At 70.8% G+C, this 19,244-nt stretch carries 15 protein-coding genes and 1 riboswitch; of the genes, 8 read left to right on the plus strand and 7 right to left on the minus strand.

Translation table 11 applies throughout. The annotated features are described in order from the left end of the window. Nucleotides 1-10: 10 nt before the first annotated feature. Nucleotides 11-580, minus strand: a complete 570-nt coding sequence (locus I8D64_RS04080) for a YdeI/OmpD-associated family protein (RefSeq protein WP_200501174.1) — start codon at nucleotides 578-580, stop codon at nucleotides 11-13. Nucleotides 581-656: 76 nt separating this feature from the next. Between I8D64_RS04080 and I8D64_RS04085 the strand changes: the two genes are divergently transcribed. Continuing rightward, nucleotides 657-2,168, plus strand: coding sequence for an aldehyde dehydrogenase family protein (locus I8D64_RS04085; protein ID WP_200501175.1), 1,512 nt, complete (start codon nucleotides 657-659; stop codon nucleotides 2,166-2,168). 113 nt (nucleotides 2,169-2,281) lie between these two features. Here the strand turns inward: I8D64_RS04085 and I8D64_RS04090 are convergent, their stop codons facing one another. Continuing rightward, complete coding sequence (locus tag I8D64_RS04090; RefSeq protein ID WP_200501176.1) at nucleotides 2,282-3,310, minus strand: YdcF family protein; 1,029 nt, start codon at nucleotides 3,308-3,310, stop codon at nucleotides 2,282-2,284. Between the two features lie 228 nt (nucleotides 3,311-3,538). Further along, nucleotides 3,539-5,518, minus strand: coding sequence for an N-acetylglucosamine-specific PTS transporter subunit IIBC (nagE, locus tag I8D64_RS04095; RefSeq protein ID WP_200501177.1), 1,980 nt, complete (start codon nucleotides 5,516-5,518; stop codon nucleotides 3,539-3,541). Between the two features lie 419 nt (nucleotides 5,519-5,937). On the opposite strand from nagE, the gene I8D64_RS04100 reads away from it, so the two are divergent. The 5 genes from I8D64_RS04100 (at nucleotide 5,938) to I8D64_RS04120 (ending at nucleotide 13,344) form a co-directional block, all read left to right on the plus strand. Next, entirely contained in the window at nucleotides 5,938-6,846 is a 909-nt protein-coding gene (locus tag I8D64_RS04100) for a PTS sugar transporter subunit IIAB (RefSeq protein ID WP_200501178.1), read from the plus strand. 97 nt (nucleotides 6,847-6,943) lie between these two features. Further along, nucleotides 6,944-8,533, plus strand: coding sequence for a PTS ascorbate transporter subunit IIC (gene ulaA, locus I8D64_RS04105; protein ID WP_200501179.1), 1,590 nt, complete (start codon nucleotides 6,944-6,946; stop codon nucleotides 8,531-8,533). 444 nt (nucleotides 8,534-8,977) lie between these two features. After that, nucleotides 8,978-10,669, plus strand: coding sequence for a helix-turn-helix domain-containing protein (locus I8D64_RS04110; protein WP_214650984.1), 1,692 nt, complete (start codon nucleotides 8,978-8,980; stop codon nucleotides 10,667-10,669). Nucleotides 10,670-11,680: 1,011 nt separating this feature from the next. Continuing rightward, nucleotides 11,681-12,451, plus strand: a complete 771-nt coding sequence (locus I8D64_RS04115) for a hypothetical protein (protein ID WP_200501180.1) — start codon at nucleotides 11,681-11,683, stop codon at nucleotides 12,449-12,451. Nucleotides 12,452-12,471: 20 nt separating this feature from the next. Further along, nucleotides 12,472-13,344 carry an alpha/beta fold hydrolase gene (locus I8D64_RS04120; protein WP_200501181.1) on the plus strand — a complete coding sequence of 291 codons (873 nt, stop codon included), beginning with the start codon at nucleotides 12,472-12,474 and terminating at the stop codon, nucleotides 13,342-13,344. Nucleotides 13,345-13,406: 62 nt separating this feature from the next. Here I8D64_RS04120 and I8D64_RS04125 read toward each other — a convergent pair whose 3' ends face one another. Both I8D64_RS04125 and I8D64_RS04130 read right to left on the minus strand, forming a co-directional pair. Continuing rightward, on the minus strand, nucleotides 13,407-14,243 hold the full coding sequence (locus tag I8D64_RS04125; RefSeq protein ID WP_200501182.1) for a hypothetical protein: 837 nt from the start codon (nucleotides 14,241-14,243) through the stop codon (nucleotides 13,407-13,409). Nucleotides 14,244-14,319: 76 nt separating this feature from the next. Further along, nucleotides 14,320-15,162, minus strand: coding sequence for an Ltp family lipoprotein (locus tag I8D64_RS04130; protein WP_200501183.1), 843 nt, complete (start codon nucleotides 15,160-15,162; stop codon nucleotides 14,320-14,322). A 217-nt stretch (nucleotides 15,163-15,379) separates the two neighbouring features. Then, a riboswitch (TPP riboswitch) is annotated at nucleotides 15,380-15,490 on the plus strand. Here I8D64_RS04130 and thiC point away from each other — a divergent pair. Together thiC and I8D64_RS04140 are read left to right on the plus strand one after the other, a co-directional pair. After that, nucleotides 15,490-17,247 carry a phosphomethylpyrimidine synthase ThiC gene (thiC, locus tag I8D64_RS04135; RefSeq protein WP_200501184.1) on the plus strand — a complete coding sequence of 586 codons (1,758 nt, stop codon included), beginning with the start codon at nucleotides 15,490-15,492 and terminating at the stop codon, nucleotides 17,245-17,247. (Overlaps the previous riboswitch by 1 nt.) 76 nt (nucleotides 17,248-17,323) lie before the next feature. Then, nucleotides 17,324-17,734 (plus strand): (deoxy)nucleoside triphosphate pyrophosphohydrolase, encoded by a 411-nt coding sequence (locus I8D64_RS04140; RefSeq protein WP_200501185.1) that lies wholly within the window; start codon nucleotides 17,324-17,326, stop codon nucleotides 17,732-17,734. Here I8D64_RS04140 and I8D64_RS04145 read toward each other — a convergent pair whose 3' ends face one another. After that, nucleotides 17,735-18,694 carry an HNH endonuclease gene (locus I8D64_RS04145; RefSeq protein WP_200501186.1) on the minus strand — a complete coding sequence of 320 codons (960 nt, stop codon included), beginning with the start codon at nucleotides 18,692-18,694 and terminating at the stop codon, nucleotides 17,735-17,737. A 58-nt stretch (nucleotides 18,695-18,752) separates the two neighbouring features. Continuing rightward, nucleotides 18,753-19,151 (minus strand): hypothetical protein, encoded by a 399-nt coding sequence (locus I8D64_RS04150; protein WP_200501187.1) that lies wholly within the window; start codon nucleotides 19,149-19,151, stop codon nucleotides 18,753-18,755. Between the last annotated feature and the right edge of the window lie 93 nt (nucleotides 19,152-19,244).

Consider the following 19,244-nt stretch of genomic DNA (forward strand, 5'->3'; position numbering starts at 1 on the left):
GCCCGCGTCGTCAGTCCTTCTCGAGCCTCTCGACGAGCGCGGCGATGCGAGTGCGGCGGGTCGCCTCGCTCGTCGCGCTCAGGATCGGGTGCAGGGCGGAGTAGCGGGCGCTGCCCGTGAGCAGGTCGAACGCTGCGCGGGCCCGGGGTGAGGCGGCGAGCGCCTCGGCGAGCGCGGGCGGCACCTGCGCGCTGGCCGCCCCGGCGTAGGCGCTGTCCCAGCGCCCGTCGGCCTTCGCCCGCTCGACCTCCGCCCGTCCGCGCTCGCGCATCCGCGACGCGGCCTCGAGCCGGCCGATGATGTCGACGTTGCGCTGCGACCAGATCGAGCGCGGGCGGCGCGGGGTATAGCGCTGGCGGAAGGAGTGCTCGTCGTGCGCGCGACGCTGCCCGTCGATCCACCCGCTGCACAGGGCCTCCTCGAGCGCCTGCTGGTAGGTGAGGGTCGTCGGCCCGGTCCCGCCCTTCTTCGCGAGCAGGAGCCAGACGCCCTCTGAGGTGTCCTCGTGGGCGTCGAGCCATGCGCGCCAGGCCGCGGCGTCGGCGACGACGAGCGGGGGCGGGAATTCAGCGGGTGCCATGCGCAGAGCCTCCCATGCCGCCCGTGGCACAGTGGGCCGCAGTCCGCGTTCGCGGACCGAGCGCCAGGAGGCACCGATGCCATCGACCACCACGTCCTCGCCCGCCCTCTCGCGCCGTGCGCGGCGCGAGGCCGACGCCGTCCCCGCCACCGCTCCCGCCGTGATCCGCGCGCGCGTCGACGGCGCCCGCGCCGCCTTCACCCGTGGTGCGAGCCGCTCGCTGGTCTTCCGCCGCGCGCAGCTCCAGGGCCTGCGGGCCCTGCTGAGAGCGCACCACGCCGAGCTCGAGGAGGCGGTCGCCGCCGACCTCGGCAAGAGCGCCACGGAGTTCCGCCTCACCGAGATCTTCCCGGTGACGAGCGAGATCGACGAGGCGCTGCGGCAGCTCGAGCGCTGGTCCCGGCCGCGCCAGGCCGGAGTGCCGCTGCCCCTCCAGCCCGCCCGCGCCCGCCTGGTGCCGGAGCCGCTGGGCACGGTCCTGGTGATCTCGCCGTGGAACTATCCGGTGCAGCTGCTGCTGGCACCGCTGGTGGGGGTGATCGCCGCCGGCAACACGGCCGTGCTCAAGCCCAGCGAGGTCACGCCGACGGTCTCGGGAGTGCTCGCGCGGCTGCTGCCCCGCTACCTCGACGCCCAGGCGTACCCCGTGGTCGAGGGCGGCGTCGAGGAGACCGCGGCGCTGCTCGAGGAGCGCTTCGACCACGTCGTGTACACCGGGAACGGCAGTGTCGGCCGGATCGTCATGGCGGCCGCCGCGAAGCACCTGACCCCGGTGACGCTCGAGCTGGGCGGCAAGTGCCCCGTGTGGGTCGACGATACCGCGCACCTCGAGCAGGTCGCGCGGCAGCTGGCCTGGGCGAAGTTCGTCAACGCCGGTCAGACCTGTGTCGCCCCCGACCACGTGCTCACCACCCCGGAGCTCGTCGAGCCCCTGGTCGCGGCCCTGCGGCGTGCGATCGCCGCGCTGTGGGGACAGAACCCCTCGCGCAGTCCCGACTACGGGCGCATCGTCGCCCCGCGGCACCTCGACCGGCTCGCCGGATACATCGAGGCGGCCGACGGGAAGGGCGCGGGCCGCGTCGCGCTCGGCGGGACCGTGGACCGCGAGGATCTGTACGTCGCGCCGACCGTGCTGGTGATGGACGAGCCCGACTCCCCCGGCGCGGCCCGCACCGAGGAGAGCACCCCGGCGGTGATGCGCGAGGAGATCTTCGGGCCGATCCTGCCGATCGTGCCCGTCGGCGGGCTCGAGGAGGCGATCGCCTTCGTCGGCGCCGGCGAGAAGCCGCTCGCCCTCTATCTCTTCACCGCATCGCGGCAGGTCGCCGATGCCTTCGTGGAGCGGACGTCGTCCGGCGGCGTGGTCGAGGGCGCGTGCCTGATCCATGTCGCGACGCCGACGCTGCCCTTCGGCGGGGTGGGCGGGAGCGGCATCGGCGCCTACCACGGGCGCTTCTCGTACGAGAGGTTCAGCCACGAGAGGCCGGTGCTGCGGAAGCCCCTGGTCCCGGACACGCTCGCGCTCATGCGTCCGCCGTTCTCGCAGCTGCGCGGGACCCTGATGCGCAGGCTCTCCGGGCTCCGCTGAGGGCGACGGACCGAGCCACTCCGCCGGTTCGATCCCGGCTGTCGGACGGAGCCCGACTGTTGGTCGGAGCCCCGCCGTCGGACCGCGCCCTGTCGTCGACCCCGCCGCTCGCCTCAGGCGTTGATGACGGCGAAGGCGATGACCAGCGGGAGCGGCACGCTCACGATCGCGGCGACCAGGACGTGCAGGATCTTGTGCCGGGCCACGAGCGCGACGACCTCCCGCAGGAAGGCGCTCGGCCAGAAGTAGCCGGCGGTGCGCGCGGGCGCGACCTGCGCGTCCAGGCCCACGCGGCGGGCGAGGGCGGCCGTGCGCAGCACGTGATAGCTGCTGGTGACGGTGAGGCCGGGCCCATCGGCCGGGAGCACGGTCCCCACCAGCCCACGGGTGTTGCGCAGGTTCTCCTCGGTGGTGCGCGAGCGGTCCTCGAGCACGATCGCCTCCTGCGGGACGCCCTGCTCGCGCGCGTACTCGGCCATCGCCGAGGCCTCCGAGCGGGGCTCGTCCGGTCCCTGGCCCCCGGAGAGGACGAGCAGCGCATCGGGGTGGGTCTCGCGCACGCGCCTCCAGTGCGCGATGCCGGCGTCGACGCGGTTCGCGAGCAGCTTGGGGACACTCCCGCGGATGAGGCCCGAGCCGTGCACCATCACGTAGCGGGCCGAGGTGCGGGAGGCGATCCACGCGTAGACGACGTCGTAGACGAGATACGAGGTCAGCACGTACCCCGCCCACGTGCCCAGCAGGGCCACGAACGTGAGGACGACGAAGAGCCACGGATATTCCGCGGCGAAGCGGAGCGAGATCGCGGCGCCGACGATGACGGCGAGCAGTCCGAGGCCCGCCAGCAGGGACAGCAGGTTCCCCAGACTCCGCCCCTCCTTGCGCATCATGAACACGCCGTTGGCGATGAGGAAGCCGATGAGCACGAGCGTGAGCAGCGGGGAGAGGACCGCGATCAGCACCAGCACCCCGCCCACGAGGGCACCTGCAGCGCTGTCGGATCCCGCGGCCAGCGCGAAGAGGACCGTGAGCGCCGTCAGGGACAGCAGGAAGGCGTTGCCCGTCCAGCGCGCGTCCCTGCGCAGGGACAGGATCAGGAGGACGACGAGCAGGATCGGCACCGGGGAGAGGAGGAGGGACATGCTCCAAGAGTCCCATCCCGCGGGCGTCCGGTCATCCCCTGCCAGAGGGATCGCGCGGCGCGGGCCTCTGCCCGTGGTCGGACCCGCGGGCCGACGGGAGCGGGGGCCTACGGGTGCCGGCGGGACCGACGCGTGAGCGGCCGAGCCTACGACGCGCGAGCGGGCGAGCCCCACGACGCGTGAGCGGGCGAGGTCGGCCTCCGTGGGCCCGGCCTCGCCCGCTCGACCTCAGACGAGCTCGACCGCGGCGTCCTTGTCGTTCAGGACGACGATCGGGGTGATCGTGGGATGCCCGTCCGCGCGCACCGCCGCCAGGTCGACGTGCAGCAGCGGGGTGCCCGCGACCACGCGATCGCCCGTGGCCACGAGGGTCTCGAAGCCTCGGCCCTGCATGGCGACGGTGTCCAGCCCCACGTGGACGAGCACCTCCGTGCCGTCGTCCAGGGTGAGGGCGACGGCGTGGCCGGTGTCGAAGACGTGCTGCACGGTGCCCGCCGCCGGGGCGATGACCACGGCATCGGCGAGGTCCTCGGGCGGCTGCACGGCGATGCCGGGGCCCATGATCTCCTGTGCGAAGGTCGGGTCCGGGACGTCGGCGAGCGGCACGGCTGTGCCCTCGAGCGCCTGGCGCAGCCGCACCAGGTGGGTGGTGCGGGCCGCCGTGGCGACGCCGCCCGCCTCGTCGGCCGAGCCGGAGGCGGCGTCGGCCGAGCTGGAGGCGGAGCCGCCGTCGGACGCGGAGACGGGCTGCGCGCGGCCGCTCATGAGGTCGTCCATCGCATCCTTCACGAACTGGACGTTCGTTCCGTAGATGACCTGCACGGAGCCGCGACCGGGCTTCATGGTGCCTGCGGCGCCCGCCCTCTTCAGTGCGGCCTCATCGATGACGGAGGCGTCGGAGACCTGCATGCGCAGACGGGTCGCGCAGTTCTCGAGATCGAGGATGTTCTCGCGCCCGCCCAGGGCGGCCAGGAAGGCCGTGGCCGTGGCGAGGTACTTCGCGTCGCCCGTGGCCGTGCCTGCTGCATCCTCTGACGTCTCGTCCTCGGGGTCCCCGTCCTCACGGCCGATGGTCTTCAGGTCGAAGCGACGGATGATGAAGCGGAAGGACAGGAAGTAGACGACGAACCAGAACACGCCCATCACGGGCAGCGCCCAGGGGTTCTCGGCCATCGGGTTCACCCAGCCCAGCACGAGGTCGATGAACCCGCCGGAGAAGCCGAAGCCCATGCGGACCGGAAGCGCGGCCGTGATCGCCATCGAGATGCCCGTGAACAGTGCGTGCACCACGTACAGGCCCGGTGCCAGGAACATGAAGGAGAACTCGAGCGGCTCGGTGACGCCGACGAAGAAGGAGGCGATCGCGCTCGAGAGCAGCACGCCTGCGGCGATCTTGCGGCGACTGGTCTTCGCGGTCGTGTACATCGCGAGCGCGGCGCCGGGCAGGCCGAACATCATGATCGGGAAGAACCCGGCCATGTACTGGCCGGTCTCGCCGTAGGTCCCGCTGGCATTGAGGAAGTTGTTGAGGTCGTTGATGCCCGCCACGTCGAACCAGAACACCGAGTTGAGGGCGTGGTGCAGCCCGAAGGGGATGAGCAGGCGGTTGAGGAAGCCGTAGATGCCCACGCCCACGGGGCCGAGCGTCAGGATGAACTCGCCGAAGGCGACGAGACCGCCGAAGACCAGAGGCCACACGAAGAAGAGGACCAGGGCGAGCACGAGCGAGATGCCGGCGGTGACGATCGCGACCGAGCGCTTGCCGGAGAAGAACGAGAGCGCGTCGGGCAGCTTCGTGTCCTTGAAATGGTCGTACGTCCAGGCGCCGATGAGGCCGCAGATGATCCCGACGAACACGTTCTGGATCTGGTCGAAGGCGGGGTTCACCTGAGCTGTGTCGATGCCCTTGAACAGCGCGACGTTGTCGGGCGAGAGAAGAGTCGTCACCGTCAACCAGGACACGAGGCCCGCGAGGGCCGACGTCCCGTCGGGCTTGGTGGCCATGCCGATCGAGACACCGATCGCGAAGAGCAATGCCAGGTTGTCCAGCAGTGCGCCGCCGGCGGTCTTCAGGAAGACGCCCGCGATGTTGGTGTCGTTGCCCGTCGCCGTGAGGATCCAGTAGCCGAGGCCGCTGAGGATCGCGGCGACCGGGAGGACCGCCACCGGCAGCATCAGGGACCTGCCGAGTCGTTGGAAGAACTTCATCGTTGCCTTACATGGGAAGGTGCGCCGCGCTGCTCAGCCATGAGCACTTGGACGGCAGAACGGTCAGAATCGGGTCCGATTGTGCAGGATCGGTCAGTCGCACGCGATGGGCTCGGTGGGCCGCGATGGGCCCGCGTCGCCCTGACGTGGGGACTCATCGGCGATCTCGGCGCTCGGGGTGTCGAGGGTCACGGTGCACGGGTCGCTTCGCGCTGCTGGAGCGCGCACGGGCGAGGTGAGGCGTCCCGCTCCACGCCCGCTCGACCTCGACCACCAGCCGGGCCCGCGCGTACGCTCGCCGCAGGCTCCCGAGTCCTCGAGCGCACGCTGCATCACTCCCGCGCTCTCCCGTGCCTGCGCGCCTCGTCGTCTCGGCTCCTCGTCCCTCGCGTCCCACCTCTCACTCCTCGGAGGTCCTCATGCCCTCGTCGTCCCCCTCGGCGATCGCCGATCTGCTGCCGGCCTCCGCGATCCGTCTCGACGTCCCCGTCGACGACCGCACCGCGGCGATCCGCGCGGCGGGCGACCTGCTCGTCGACGCCGGCATCGCCGGCGACTCGTATACCGACGCGATGATCCGCACGGTCGAGGAGCACGGGCCTTACATCGTCATCACCCCGGGCTTCGCGCTCGCGCACGCTCGCCCCGACGACTCCGTGGCCCGCACCGGCATGTCCTTCGCACGGCTCGCCCAGCCCGTGGTCTTCGGCCATGAGTCCAACGACCCGGTCACGATCGTCATGGGTCTCGCCGCGGCCGACGACGCCGCCCACCAGCAGGCCCTCGCCGCGCTCGCCGGGGCGCTGGCGGATCCGGGGCGCCGCGCCGCCCTGGACACGGCGTCCTCGGCTGACGAGGCCCTGGCGGCGCTCGACGGCAACACCACAGCGCCCGCCGCGGAGGATCGCGATGCCGCAGCCCCGTCGGAGACTGCCTCCACGAAGGCCGGCGCCGCCGAGCCGACCACCTCGGCCGAGCCGGTCGCTCCGGCCGACCCAGCCGCACTCGCCGCCCCGGCAGCGCACGCCGATGCCGTCCCCTCGAAGAACCTGATCCTCACCGTGTGCGGGAACGGCCTGGGCACGAGCCTGTTCCTGAAGAACACTGCGGAGCAGGTGCTGGACCGCTGGGGCTGGTCGCCGTACCTCACGGTCGAGGCGACCGACACGATCTCCGCGAAGGGCCGCGCGAAGGAGGCCGACTTCCTGCTGACCTCGGGCGCGATCGCCCAGACCCTCGGGGACGTGGGCGTGCCCGTCGAGGTGATCGAGAACTTCACCTCGCAGGCGGAGATCGACGCCGCCCTGCGCCGCCTCTACGCCGTCTGACCTCCCCTCCCCCGCTCGCACCCTCCTCGGCTGCACTTCCCCGCCCGCTCTTCCCGCCCACTCTTCCCGTCCCCTCCTCACCCGCACGGAGCCCGTCATGCACGTCCTCGTCGCGATCGCCCAGTTCCTCGTCAACGAGATCCTGAGCGTCCCCGCGTTCCTCATCGGCATCATCACCGCGATCGGCCTGATCGCCCTGCGCAAGAGCGTCGGCCAGATCGCCGGCGGCGCGATCAAGGCGGTGCTCGGCTTCCTGCTCATCGGGGCCGGGGCGACACTTGTGACCGCCTCGCTCACTCCGCTCGGCGAGATGATCCAGGGCGCGCTCGGCGCGCAGGGCGTGGTGCCCACGAACGAGGCGATCGCCGGCATCGCCCAGGAGCAGTTCGGCGCGCAGGTGTCCTGGCTGATGATCCTCGGGTTCGTGGTCGCGATCCTGCTCGCGCGCTTCACGCCGCTTCGCTACGTCTTCCTCACCGGCCACCACCTGCTGTTCATGGCAACCCTGATCACGATCGTCATGGCCTCGGCAGGCATGCCCTCCCCGGTCGTGGTGATCCTCGGTGCGGCGCTGCTCGGCGTGCTCATGGTGTCACTGCCCGCGCTCGCCCAGCCGTGGACCCGGCGCATCACGGGCGACGACTCGATCGCCATCGGCCACTTCGGCACCGCCGGGTACATCGCCGCGGGCAGCGTCGGCCGACTCGTCGATCCGAAGGGGAAGAGCCGCTCGACGGAGGACCTCAAGGTGCCCGAGTCACTGCGCTTCCTGCGCGACTCCATGGTCGCGACCGCGCTGTCGATGGTGCTCATGTACGTGATCGTCGCGATCGTCTACCTGGTGCGAGCCGGCGAGAGGACGGCGTTCACCGCCTTCGAGGGCGGGGCGACGAACGTGGGCAACTACCTCATGCAGTCGGTGACGCAGGGCCTGCAGTTCGGCATCGCCGTCGCGGTGATCCTGTTCGGCGTGCGCACGATCCTCGGTGAGCTCGTGCCCGCCTTCCAGGGCATCGCCGCCCGCGTGGTGCCCGGCGCGGTGCCGGCGCTGGACGCCCCGATCGTCTTCCCCTACGCCCAGAACGCCGTGCTCATCGGCTTCCTCTCGAGCTTCGTGGGCGGGCTCGTGGGCCTGCTCCTGCTCGGCACCGTGTTCGGCCCGCTGTTCGGGCTCGCGCTGATCCTGCCCGGGCTCGTCCCGCACTTCTTCACCGGCGGCGCTGCGGGCGTCTACGGCAATGCGACCGGCGGACGCCGCGGCGCCGTCGCGGGCGCGTTCGTCAACGGCCTGCTGGTCACCTTCCTGCCCGCGCTGCTGCTGAAGGTGCTGGGCACCTTCGGCTCGGCCAACACGACCTTCGGGGACACCGACTTCGGCTGGTTCGGCATCCTCATCGGCTACGGCGCGCGCCCCGGCGTGCTGCTGGGCTCGGTGATCCTCGCTGTGATCGGCCTGGTCATCCTCGGCGCGGCGATCACGGTGCAGAAGCGCGTCGTGGACCGCGGCTGGGATCCGGCGCCGACGCGCGCGAGCCTGGTCGAGGCCAGTGCGGCCGGCGGGAACGCGACGGGCGCGTCCGACGGGGCCGACGGGGCCGACGCGGTCGCGGGCGGCACCGCCGCGCGCTACCCGCGCGTCGCGCCGCCGGTGGGCGCGCCGACTCCTCCCCCGCCTCCGGGGAGCTGACGCCGGGCACCCGCCGCCCAGCAGGCATGGCAGCGCAGGAGCGTTGTCCCCGCGGACGCGGCGGCGCGGGGTCGCTGTCCCATCGAGCGTGGTGATGCAGGACGGTTGTCCCGGCGTTATGAGTTGCGGTGGGAAATGTACGCATCGCCCTTTCAGGGCTCAGCGGTCTTTTCCCACCGCAACACATAGCCTCCGCGCACTCCTCCCGGGCCGAGGACACGGACCTCGCCCGTGCCGAGGCCACGGACTGCTTCCGCCTGCCCCACCCACGCGCGCCTCCAGCGGCGAAAGGCCCCGGCGCCGAGTGCAGCCGACCTCTCATCTCGCACGAAGGCCTTCCCCTCGACGCGCGACACCGCGCGCGGAGGGCGAGCGCCCACAGCGCCGACGTCTTCCCGATCACACTACCTGCCGGTATCTCATAGATGAGATACGCTCCCGAGCATGACGACGACCGACGAGTTCACCTCGCAGACCCGTCCCGCTGACGGCTCCTCCGCGCCTTCGGACGGCTCCTCCGTGTCTTCCACGCCCTCCACACCCTCCGCCCCCTCCGCTCCTTCCGCACAGCTCGCCGCGGCGTCCGCCGCCGCCGGCGCCCGTTCGGGCGACCAGGACTACCGGAACGAGATCGGCCGCCTCATCCGCGACGCCCGTCTGCACTCGGGCCTCACGCAGGCGCAGCTCGCCGAGAAGCTCTCCACCTCGCAGAGCACGATCAACCGGATCGAGAAGGGCCAGCAGAACCTGACGCTCGACACCCTCGCGAAGATCGGCGAGGCCCTCGATTCGGGGATCGTCGGCATCGGTTCGTCCGCCCCCTCGCACCTGCGCGTGCAGGGCGGCACCACGCTGAGCGGCGCGATCGACGTGAAGACCTCGAAGAACGCCGGGGTCGCGCTGCTGTGCGCCTCGCTGCTGAACCGCGGCACCACCGTGCTGCGCCGCGTCGCGCGCATCGAGGAGGTCAACCGTCTGCTCGAGGTGCTCTCCTCGATCGGCGTGCGCACCCGCTGGCTGAACGAGAACAACGACCTCGAGATCATCGTGCCCGAGCACCTGGATCTGGCCTCGATCGACGCCGGCGCCGCCCGTCGGACCCGCAGCATCATCATGTTCCTGGGTCCGCTCATGCACCGCGAGCAGCAGTTCCAGCTCCCCTACGCGGGCGGCTGCGACCTGGGCACCCGCACCGTCGAGCCCCACATGACCGCGCTGCGGCCCTTCGGCCTCGAGGTCGTCGCGACCGAGGGCCACTACCAGGCCACCGCGAGCCCGGGCGCCGGGCCCCGTCGGCCGATCGTCCTCACCGAGCGCGGGGACACCGTCACCGAGAACGCGCTGATGGCCGCCGCCCGCTACAAGGGCGAGACGATCATCCGCAACGCGAGCCCGAACTACATGGTGCAGGACCTCTGCTTCTTCCTCGAGAAGCTCGGCGTCGAGATCGAGGGCATCGGCACCACGACCCTGCGGGTGCACGGGAAGTCGGAGATCCGTGCCGACGTCGACTACGCCCCCAGCGAGGACCCGATCGAGGCGATGAGCCTGATCGCCGCCGCGATCGTCACGAAGTCCTCGATCACCGTGCGCCGCGTGCCCATCGAGTTCATGGAGATCGAGCTCGCGGTCCTGGAGGACATGGGCTTCACCTACGACCGCACCGAGGAGTACCTCGCGGCCAACGGCAAGACCCGTCTCGTGGACATCACCACGCATGTCTCGCAGCTGCGGGCCCCGATCGACAAGATCCACCCGATGCCCTTCCCGGGCCTGAACATCGACAACCTGCCCTTCTTCGCGGTGATCGCCGCGACGGCCGAGGGGCAGACCCAGCTGCACGACTGGGTGTACGAGAACCGCGCGATCTACCTGACCGACCTCAACAAGCTCGGCGCGCGCGTGCAGCTCATGGACCCGCACCGCGTTCTCATCGACGGCCCGACCCACTGGAGCGGCGCGGAGCTGGTGTGCCCGCCGGCGCTGCGTCCGGCGGTCGTCATCCTGCTGGCGATGCTCGCGGCGAAGGGCACCTCGGTGCTGCGCAACGTCTACGTCATCAACCGCGGTTACGAGGACCTCGCCCAGCGCCTGAACGCGCTCGGTGCGCAGATCGAGACGTTCCGGGACATCTGAGCGCGGGCGTCGGCGGGGCCGACGGGGTGATGGGCCGACGGGAAAGGGCGGTCAGCCCGCGGCCCCGCCGATGAGCAGCGCGAGGATCGCTCCGAGGGTGGCGACCGCGGCCCCGCCCGGGGGACGATGACGAGCAGGCTGCGTACTGCCGCCCTGCGCAGCAGCGCACGCACCCCGAGGACGGCGGACACGATGCCCGCGAGGATCCCCACCACGGGGGCGATCAGCGGCAGCAGGACCGCCGGCTGCCAGGAGCGGTGCGCTGCCGCGTCGCCGGACGGCGTGGGCAGGTAGGTCGCCGTGGAGGCGAACGCCAGGCACTCCCGTCACGGGGTACAGCGACCCGAGCACGGCGAGGACCCCAGGACTATGAGCAGCCACGCGGTCCACGGGACTTCGCGGTGGGCGTCCTGCACGTCTGAACCGGTATCGCTCCTGGTCGCACTCGCTCCCGTCTCTCCCCCGCGTGCAGCACCCCTCGTCGCGTCCTCGAGGACAGGATCGCCCCGCGCGAGCGCCACGACAGGATCGCGAGCAGCGAGACGGCCGAGCCCACCGAGAGCACCGAGCAGAACGAGCCGACCGACCCGATCGACAGCGCCGAGCCGATGCTCGCGATCGAGCAGGTGGAGCCGCGGCTGGCGATCGACAGCGTCGAGTCCTTCGAGCAGATCGACAGCAGCGACCCCTCGGAGCGGTAGGACCAGCGGGAGGGGCGAGGGCCGTCGGGCGACAGGCCGGGTGACGGCTCGGGCCTGCGCCGCGTCGAGGTATCGGACGGGTCAGGAGGCATCGCGTTCTCCGAAGCCGGGGCGCAGATCGGGTGCGCTGCGCACGGTGGTGGCCCGACTCTACAGCCGCCCCGGAATGTCCGAATCGGTTGCAGAGGCGCGCGGCAGAGTGTGAGATGGCAGCAGGCCGCCGTGGGGAGCGCGCCGCGCCAGCGGTGCACTGCGCGGCCGTGGACGACGTCGGCATCGACGCCGGCGCCGCATGACGGAGGGGAACTCCATGCGTCGCATCCTGTGTCTCTGCGCCGCCTCATCACTGCTCGCACTCGGCCTGGTCGCGTGCGGATCGGACTCCGAGGTGGGCTCGCCGACGACGGCCGAGTCCACCCCCGAGGATTCCGCCGACGAGGACTCGCCCAGCGACAAGACCACCGACAGCGAGTCCAACGACACCGCCTCGGACGACACCGACGGCAGCGACGAGAACGACGGTTCGGGTCCGTCGACCGCCGGCTCGACCTCGATCGACACCCTCTGGATCGACAGCTCCTGGAGCATCGAGGACGTGGACGAGGACCTCTGCGCGACGGGCGGCAAGACGCGCTCGCCCTACGCCCAGGACGACGACATGTTCATCTGCGGGCCCACCGCCGCGGGCGCTGAGGCCTGCGACATGGCCGAGGGCGAGACGGTGGCCATGTGCATCACCGACCCCGTGGGACACCGCGCGATCCGCTTCGACTCCCCTACGGCAGCGGAGGGGTCCATGGACCAGGGCGACGGGGACCTGATCCCGCTGTTCGTGCTGCTGGACGACGGCAGCGAGAACGGGATTCAGTGCGCGACGGTCGCACACGACCAGGAGAAGCACTGGCACGGGAAGTTCAGCTGGTACCGCTGCGACGACGGCTCCGAGCTGCTGACCGACGAGCTCATCGAGGAGACCTTCGACCGCGGGGACGACGGCTCCACCTGGACCGTGCTGCGGTCGGTCGACACGAAGGCGCCGGAGGAGACGCCGGTGACGGACGCGGTGTTCGCGGGCAACTGACCCGCAGGGAGGGAGCGGCCATGACCGATGCACCGGGCGCGGGCTCCGACCTGGGCGAGGTGATCCGGGTGCCGCAGCCCGAAGGGTCCCTGCAGGTCATCGCCCGCGGCGAGGAGGGCACGCCCGTGCTGCTCCTCAGCGGCGCGGGCACCGACAGCGCGTCCCTGAGCTGGCGACACCTGATCCCCGCGCTCGCCGCGTCCCATCGCGTGCTCGCCCTGGACTGGCCGAAGCAGGGCGGCTCCCGCCCCTGGGACGGGCCGGCGGATCATCGGCGGATGCTGCGCTGCATCGACGGCGTCCTCGAGCGCTTCGACCTGGACTCGGTCGGCCTCGTCGGCCTCTCGCAGGGCGGCGCGCTCGCCCTCGCGTACGCGATCGAGCACCCCGCGCGCGTCTCGCGGCTGGTGGCGCTGTCGCCCGCCGGGATCCTGTCCTTCCCTCCGCTCGTGCACCAGCTGCTGTGGCTGACGGCGCGCTGGCGCCTGCTGCACCAGACCCTGCCGACGCTGGTCTTCCGCAGCCGCGCGGCGTGCGCATGGTTCGCCCGCACGAGCCTGTTCGCCGGTCCCGTCGAGGATCTCGAGGAGATCGTGGACGAGTTCCACGCCGACGTCCTCGCCTACGGATCGGGCTCCTCGGACTGGCAGAACGTCTCGATCGGCTTCCGTCGCATGCGCGTCGACCTGCGTCCCGACCTCCACCGCATCGAGTGCCCGACCCTCATCATCCAGGGCAGCGAGGACGTCGGCGTGCCGCCGGAGCGCTCGCGCGCCGCGGCGGGCGCCATCCCCGGCGCGACCTTCGCGCTGATAGACGGGGCCGGGCACTGGTCGAACAGGCAGTGCCCGGAGCAGGTGAACGCACTGATCAGCGACTTCCTCGCGGACTGACCGCGCGGGGTCGGCCGGGCGGGACGGGAGCCGTGGGACTTCTCGAGTAGGAACCGACCGGGTCAGTCTCCCAGCAGCTTCAGCTGCTCCATGAGCCGCAGGACGGCGGCGCGCTTCTCCACGTCGCTGCCGTTGTCGTTGATGATCATGAGCAGCTCGCTCCCGGGCAGCGGATACGTCGAGTGCGGGAACATGAACGGCCCGCCGTTGCGGGAGTCGTCGGCGTCGCCCGGATCCGACGCCGGATAGCTCTGGACCCAGAGCTCGGCGAAGAGCTGGATGACGTTCGGGCGCAGGCGGGAGTAGGCGCCGATGACATCGCCGGCGACCGCGTCGATCGCGAACTCAATGTCCTCCGTGCACAGGTCCGGGGCGGCGGCACGCCGGTCCCGTGGGCGTGCGGCGCCGGGGTGGTCGGGGTCCGCGCCGCGCGGTTTCGCATCGTCTGGGCCCGCACCGTCCTGCGCCGGGGCGTCGGGGTCGACGCTCTCAGCCTCGGCCTGGAGCTGCGCGACGGTCTGCAGATCGTGCGCGGCCATCCATGCCGCCATGTCCGACGCGGCGAGCGGATGCGGACCCGCGAGGATCTCGGGCGGCTCCGCGTCCTCGTCCGTACCGTCGTAGGAGGCCGCGAGCAGGGCGAGCGCGGCCAGGCGGATTCGGGCGTCGGCCCCCTCGATCCCCCGCTCCGGGATCTCGACGGGCACCACCCCGACCACGGCGAGGGTCGACCAGGCATGGCGCAGCCAGCGCACGTCGCCGCCGCTCGGCAGCCCCCGGCTGTAGTGAACGCACAGGGCCTCGAAGACAGGGGCGTCCCGGGGCGGAGCCTCGCCCCTGTCCCCCGCCGTTCCGTCGGGCTCCTCCGGTCCGTCGGCCGGATCGCTGATCCGTCTCATGAGCGCATTGTGCGCCTGGGGTCCGACGGACGAGCCGAGGCCTCGTGATGCGGCGCGGCGCGGCGCCGCCGACCGCTCAGTCGTGCAGGTGCTTGATCGCGTAGTCCGCCTGCTCCTTGGTGAACTGCTCGCCGTACTCGGAGGTGAGCTGCTCGTGGATGTCGTCGTCGGACATGCCCCCGGTCTCCTTGTAGAGCTTGGCCTTCTCCAGGGCGTTCTTGTTCCAGTCGGCGTCCAGGTGATCCACCGCGTAGGTGGCGGTCTCCTCGCTGTACCCCTCGAACACGAGCGTGTCGTGGATGCCCTTCTTCGAGGAGTAGAGGAAGTCCGACTGCGTCTTGGCGTCGCCCAGCGCGGCGTCCTTGTCGTCGGGGTCGACGTCCGTGCCGTCGTCGGCCGACGAGTCGTCGTCCGGTGTCGCGTCGACGGTGCGGTCGGACGGGGTCGGGGAGTCGGTCGGCTCGTCCGACGTGCCGTCGTCCGTGCTCGACGAGGTCGCGGGGTCCGTGGCGGGGGTCGAGTCGTCGTCCCCGGCGTTGTTGACGATGAGCACCACCACGAGCACGACCGTTGCGATCGCGAGCAGCGCGAGGCAGCCGCAGCCGCCGAGCACCCACCACAGGGTCTTCGACGTCTTCGGCGGCTCCTGCCCCTGGCCCGGTGACTGCGGGGCGGCACCGAACTGCGGTGCCTGCGAGGGCGCGTCGTACGGCGATCCCTGCGAGTCGCCGTCGTACCGCGGAGCCTGCGACGGACTGCCGTACTGCGGAGCCTGCGACGGACTGCCGAACTGGGGCGGCTGCGACGCGCTGCCGTACTGGGGCGCGGAGCCCGCGGCATCGAAGCCGCCGGCGGAATCGGGACCGGGGACGCCCGAGTTCGGGGAGCCAGGATTGCCGGGAGGAGGAGTGCTGGTCATCTGAGGGTTCCGTTCGGGCTGAGGAGGTGCGTGCGGCACCGACCGGCAGGTCGGCGGAATGCGCAGGGACGGGGCGCGGACGCCGTCAGGGAGAACTCTACGGAGTGCGCGGCGTGCGGCGAGGACGCGCGCGGATATCCGCGTTCATCGAAGGGCGTGCGGTCACCGCGTGCTGGGTGCCCGATCGGGCCGGCCCCGCCCCGTGCTACGGTCGTCGCCGATCCCTCGGGTGCCCGTCGCAACGGGCTGAGATCGGACTGCTGCCGTCCGAGTACCGACCGAACCTGCTCCGGGTCATGCCGGCGAAGGAAGAAGGAGAGCGACTGCATGTCTGCACGCCCCGAGAACTACCCCACCCACAGCCTCGGCCACCTCGAGGACGCCGAGCACGGCATCCGCGTGCCGGTCACGCAGATCGCCCAGGACGACTCCCCCACCGGGACGCCGAACCCGCCGCTCGAGGTGTACCGCACCGCCGGGCCCGGCAGCGAGCCGGAGGTGGGGCTGCCGCCCCTGCGCGAGACCTGGATCCGCGATCGCGGCGACGTCGAGGACTACGCGGGACGGGTGCGCGACTTGGCGGATGACGGCCGCGGGGCCGTGCGCCGCGGCGAGGCGAGCTCCGAGTGGCGCGGTGCGCGTCGTTCCCCGGTGCGCTCGCTGGAGGGCCGCACTGTCACCCAGATGCACTACGCCCGTCGCGGCGAGATCACCCCGGAGATGCGGTTCGTCGCGCTGCGGGAGGGCTGCGACGTCGAGCTCGTGCGCGAGGAGGTCGCCGCGGGCCGCGCCATCATCCCCGCGAACGTGAACCATCCCGAGGCCGAGCCCATGATCATCGGCCGACGCTTCCTGGTGAAGATCAACGCGAACATCGGGAACTCCGCGGTGACCTCGTCGATCGCCGAGGAGGTCTCCAAGCTCGAGTGGGCCACCCGCTGGGGGGCGGACACCGTCATGGACCTCTCCACGGGCGATGACATCCACACCACTCGCGAATGGATCCTGCGCAACTCCCCCGTTCCCATCGGCACCGTGCCGATCTATCAGGCCCTCGAGAAGGTGAGCGGCGACGCGAACGCGCTCACCTGGGAGATCTTCCGGGACACGGTGATCGAGCAGGCCGAGCAGGGCGTGGACTACATGACGATCCACGCCGGCGTGCTGCTGCGCTACGTGCCGCTGACGGCGAACCGGGTGACGGGCATCGTCTCGCGCGGCGGCTCGATCCTGGCCGGATGGTGCCTGGCACGGCACCGCGAGAACTTCCTCTACGAGCACTATGACGAGCTCTGCGAGATCTTCGCCCGCTACGACGTCTCCTTCTCGCTCGGCGACGGGCTGCGGCCCGGATCGCTCGCGGATGCGAACGACGCCGCTCAGTTCGCCGAGCTCGACACCCTCGCCGAGCTCACCGAGCGCGCCTGGGAGCACGACGTGCAGGTGATGGTCGAGGGCCCGGGCCATGTGCCGCTGAACCTGGTGCGCGAGAACGTGGAGCGCCAGCAGGAGCTGTGCCACGGGGCGCCGTTCTACACGCTCGGCCCGCTGGTCACGGACGTCGCCCCTGCGTACGACCACATCACCTCGGCGATCGGGGCGACGGAGATCGCCCGCTACGGCACCGCGATGCTCTGCTACGTCACCCCGAAGGAGCACCTGGGGCTGCCCGATCGCGACGACGTGAAGACGGGCGTGATCACCTACAAGATCGCCGCCCATGCGGCTGACGTCGCCAAGGGCCACCCGGGCGCCCGCCAGCGGGACGACGCCCTGTCGAAGGCGCGCTTCGAGTTCCGCTGGCGTGATCAGTTCGGGCTGTCCCTGGACCCGCAGCTCGCCGAGGAGTACCACGACGAGACCCTGCCGGCCGAGCCCGCGAAGACCGCGCACTTCTGCTCGATGTGCGGGCCGAAGTTCTGCTCCATGAAGATCTCGCAGGACATCCGCGACGAGTTCGGCGACGAGGCCGCCCAGCAGGAGATCGCGGCGGCGGGCATGGCGGAGAAGTCCCGGGAGTTCCGCGAGCGCGGCGGGACGGTGTACCTGCCGGAGCCGGGGGTCGGGGTGCCGGTGGGTGAATGACGCAGGCGGTGCGCCTTATGCTGCGCGCCGTACCCTGAGGCAGAAAGGTCCCGCGAGTCCGAGGAGTGCCACGTCCATGCCCGACTCCCCTATCGCCGTCGTCGGCGCCGTCATCGTGCGGGACGGGCTCGTGTTCGCGGCGCGCAGGTCTCCTGAGCGCAGCGCCGGAGGACTCTGGGAGTTCCCCGGCGGCAAGGTGGATCCAGGCGAGACGCCGAAGCAAGCACTGGCCCGGGAAATCCGCGAGGAGTTGGCGGTGACTGTAGAGGTCGGCCAACGAGCAGCTCGGTGCACGACACCTGTCGGCAACGCCCTGATAGACCTTGACTGCTACTGGGCGACCCTCGTCGGCGATGCGCCGAGCAGCAGCACGGACCACGACGCCTTGGCGTGGATCGCACCCGCGGACTTGCTCGAGCGGAAGTGGTCACCGGCCGACGTGCCGATCGTGCAAGCGGCGTTTCTCGAACTGGACCGGGCGTGGTGACTACTCGCTGACGCCACCTATCCATGCAGCGTCGACGCGACTCCATGGGCCATCCGCAGAGATGAACTTCTGATAGTGCTGCGCGAGAAGGTCTGGGTCGGGCTTGTCCGACCTGCGGCGGGGCAGCGCGCGAAGCGGTTCGTTGTGTAGCCCCTTAAGCCCGTGCTCCAGCACGGGACCGTCGATCTCATCGAGGATGTCCTGACGGATCTCCACCCTCAGTTCAGGAGTGACGCCGAGGATCCCCGCGTCATAGGCAGCATGATGGATCTTGCAGAGAGCCAGGCCATTGCGCACGGCGGCGACGCCGTTCTCGGCACGGTCCTCCACGATATGAGCAGCGTCCAAGAGCACGCTATGGCGGAGCTTGCACACCGCACAGCGGGTCTCATATGCACGCATCACCATGCTGCGGAAGACAGGCTGGTGGAGCCGCTGCTGCGTCATGCGCAGGGCATACCGGCGGAACACCTCTTCTCTGCCCATGCCAGAGGCCTCGAAGTTCTGGATCGGATCCGTGGCGACGACGAATTGCTGGTGATCCGGCTCTTCCGCGACGAGGAACACGGGGAAAATCGGTTTGTACCACCCCGGCGCGACTCCCCAAAACCAGATGAGCGGGAGCTGCAGCTCCATGGCCCGGCGCAGGCCGCGATTCGTGAACTTCTCGGGGTCGTCACCCTGCCACTTGTACCGCAGCAGCCCGTCAGCCCCCGGGGCATCGTCGTACGGGCGATCGTCACCTTCCCTGCGGAACACGGTCGAGATGGACAGCGCCGCATCGAGGTCTTTGGGCTTGTAGATACCCAGCTGACGGTCTTTCAACGGTCGCCGGACGCCTTGGAATTCAAAGTCCTTGAGGTCTTCGTGCCAGATGGCGTCAAGACCGTCATTGGTCCGCGCAGCGAGCCACGCCATCGCCTTCCGACGCAGTGCCGCATCCTCTTCGCGCGTACGCATGGGCTCATCCTGCCATGCTGCACCCGTGACCTGGGGTCACTCCCGCAGGCTTCAACTCTCACCTTCGGCCGTGCGTGTCCATGTAGTCCGCGAACGCATCGACACCCGACGGCAGACTGCGCCGCCTCTCCATGTCGGCCGTCGGGAAGCACGCGCCGCAGGCTCTCCATCCGGCAAGTGCGATGACCTCCTCGCTGCTCACATCGGCCAAGCCCACCAGCCAGGCCAAGATCGTCGTGGGGCGGAGAGTCCTGCAGTGCCGGTCGCGGTGCAGGTGGCCGCGCGGCGAGAGTGTCGCATACACACGGGACCATCTCCCCCGCTCGGTGTAAATGCGGTCGAGTGCAGCAATCTGCTCCGTCAGCTCCAGCATGACGTCGTCGTGGCGCTCGGAGTCTGCTGGGCGAGGCCCGCTCAGCATCTCAGGACCGAGGGACCCAGAGAAGACCGGCTTCATCGCGCATATGTCTGCCCCTCGTAGTTCATGACGCCGATCCGCTCTTTGTCGTCGAAGATCAAAAAGGTGGGCGTCAAAATCTTGAGGTTCCGC

The organism is Brachybacterium halotolerans (genome assembly GCF_016623465.1).
Classification (GTDB): Bacteria; Actinomycetota; Actinomycetes; order Actinomycetales; family Dermabacteraceae; genus Brachybacterium; species Brachybacterium halotolerans.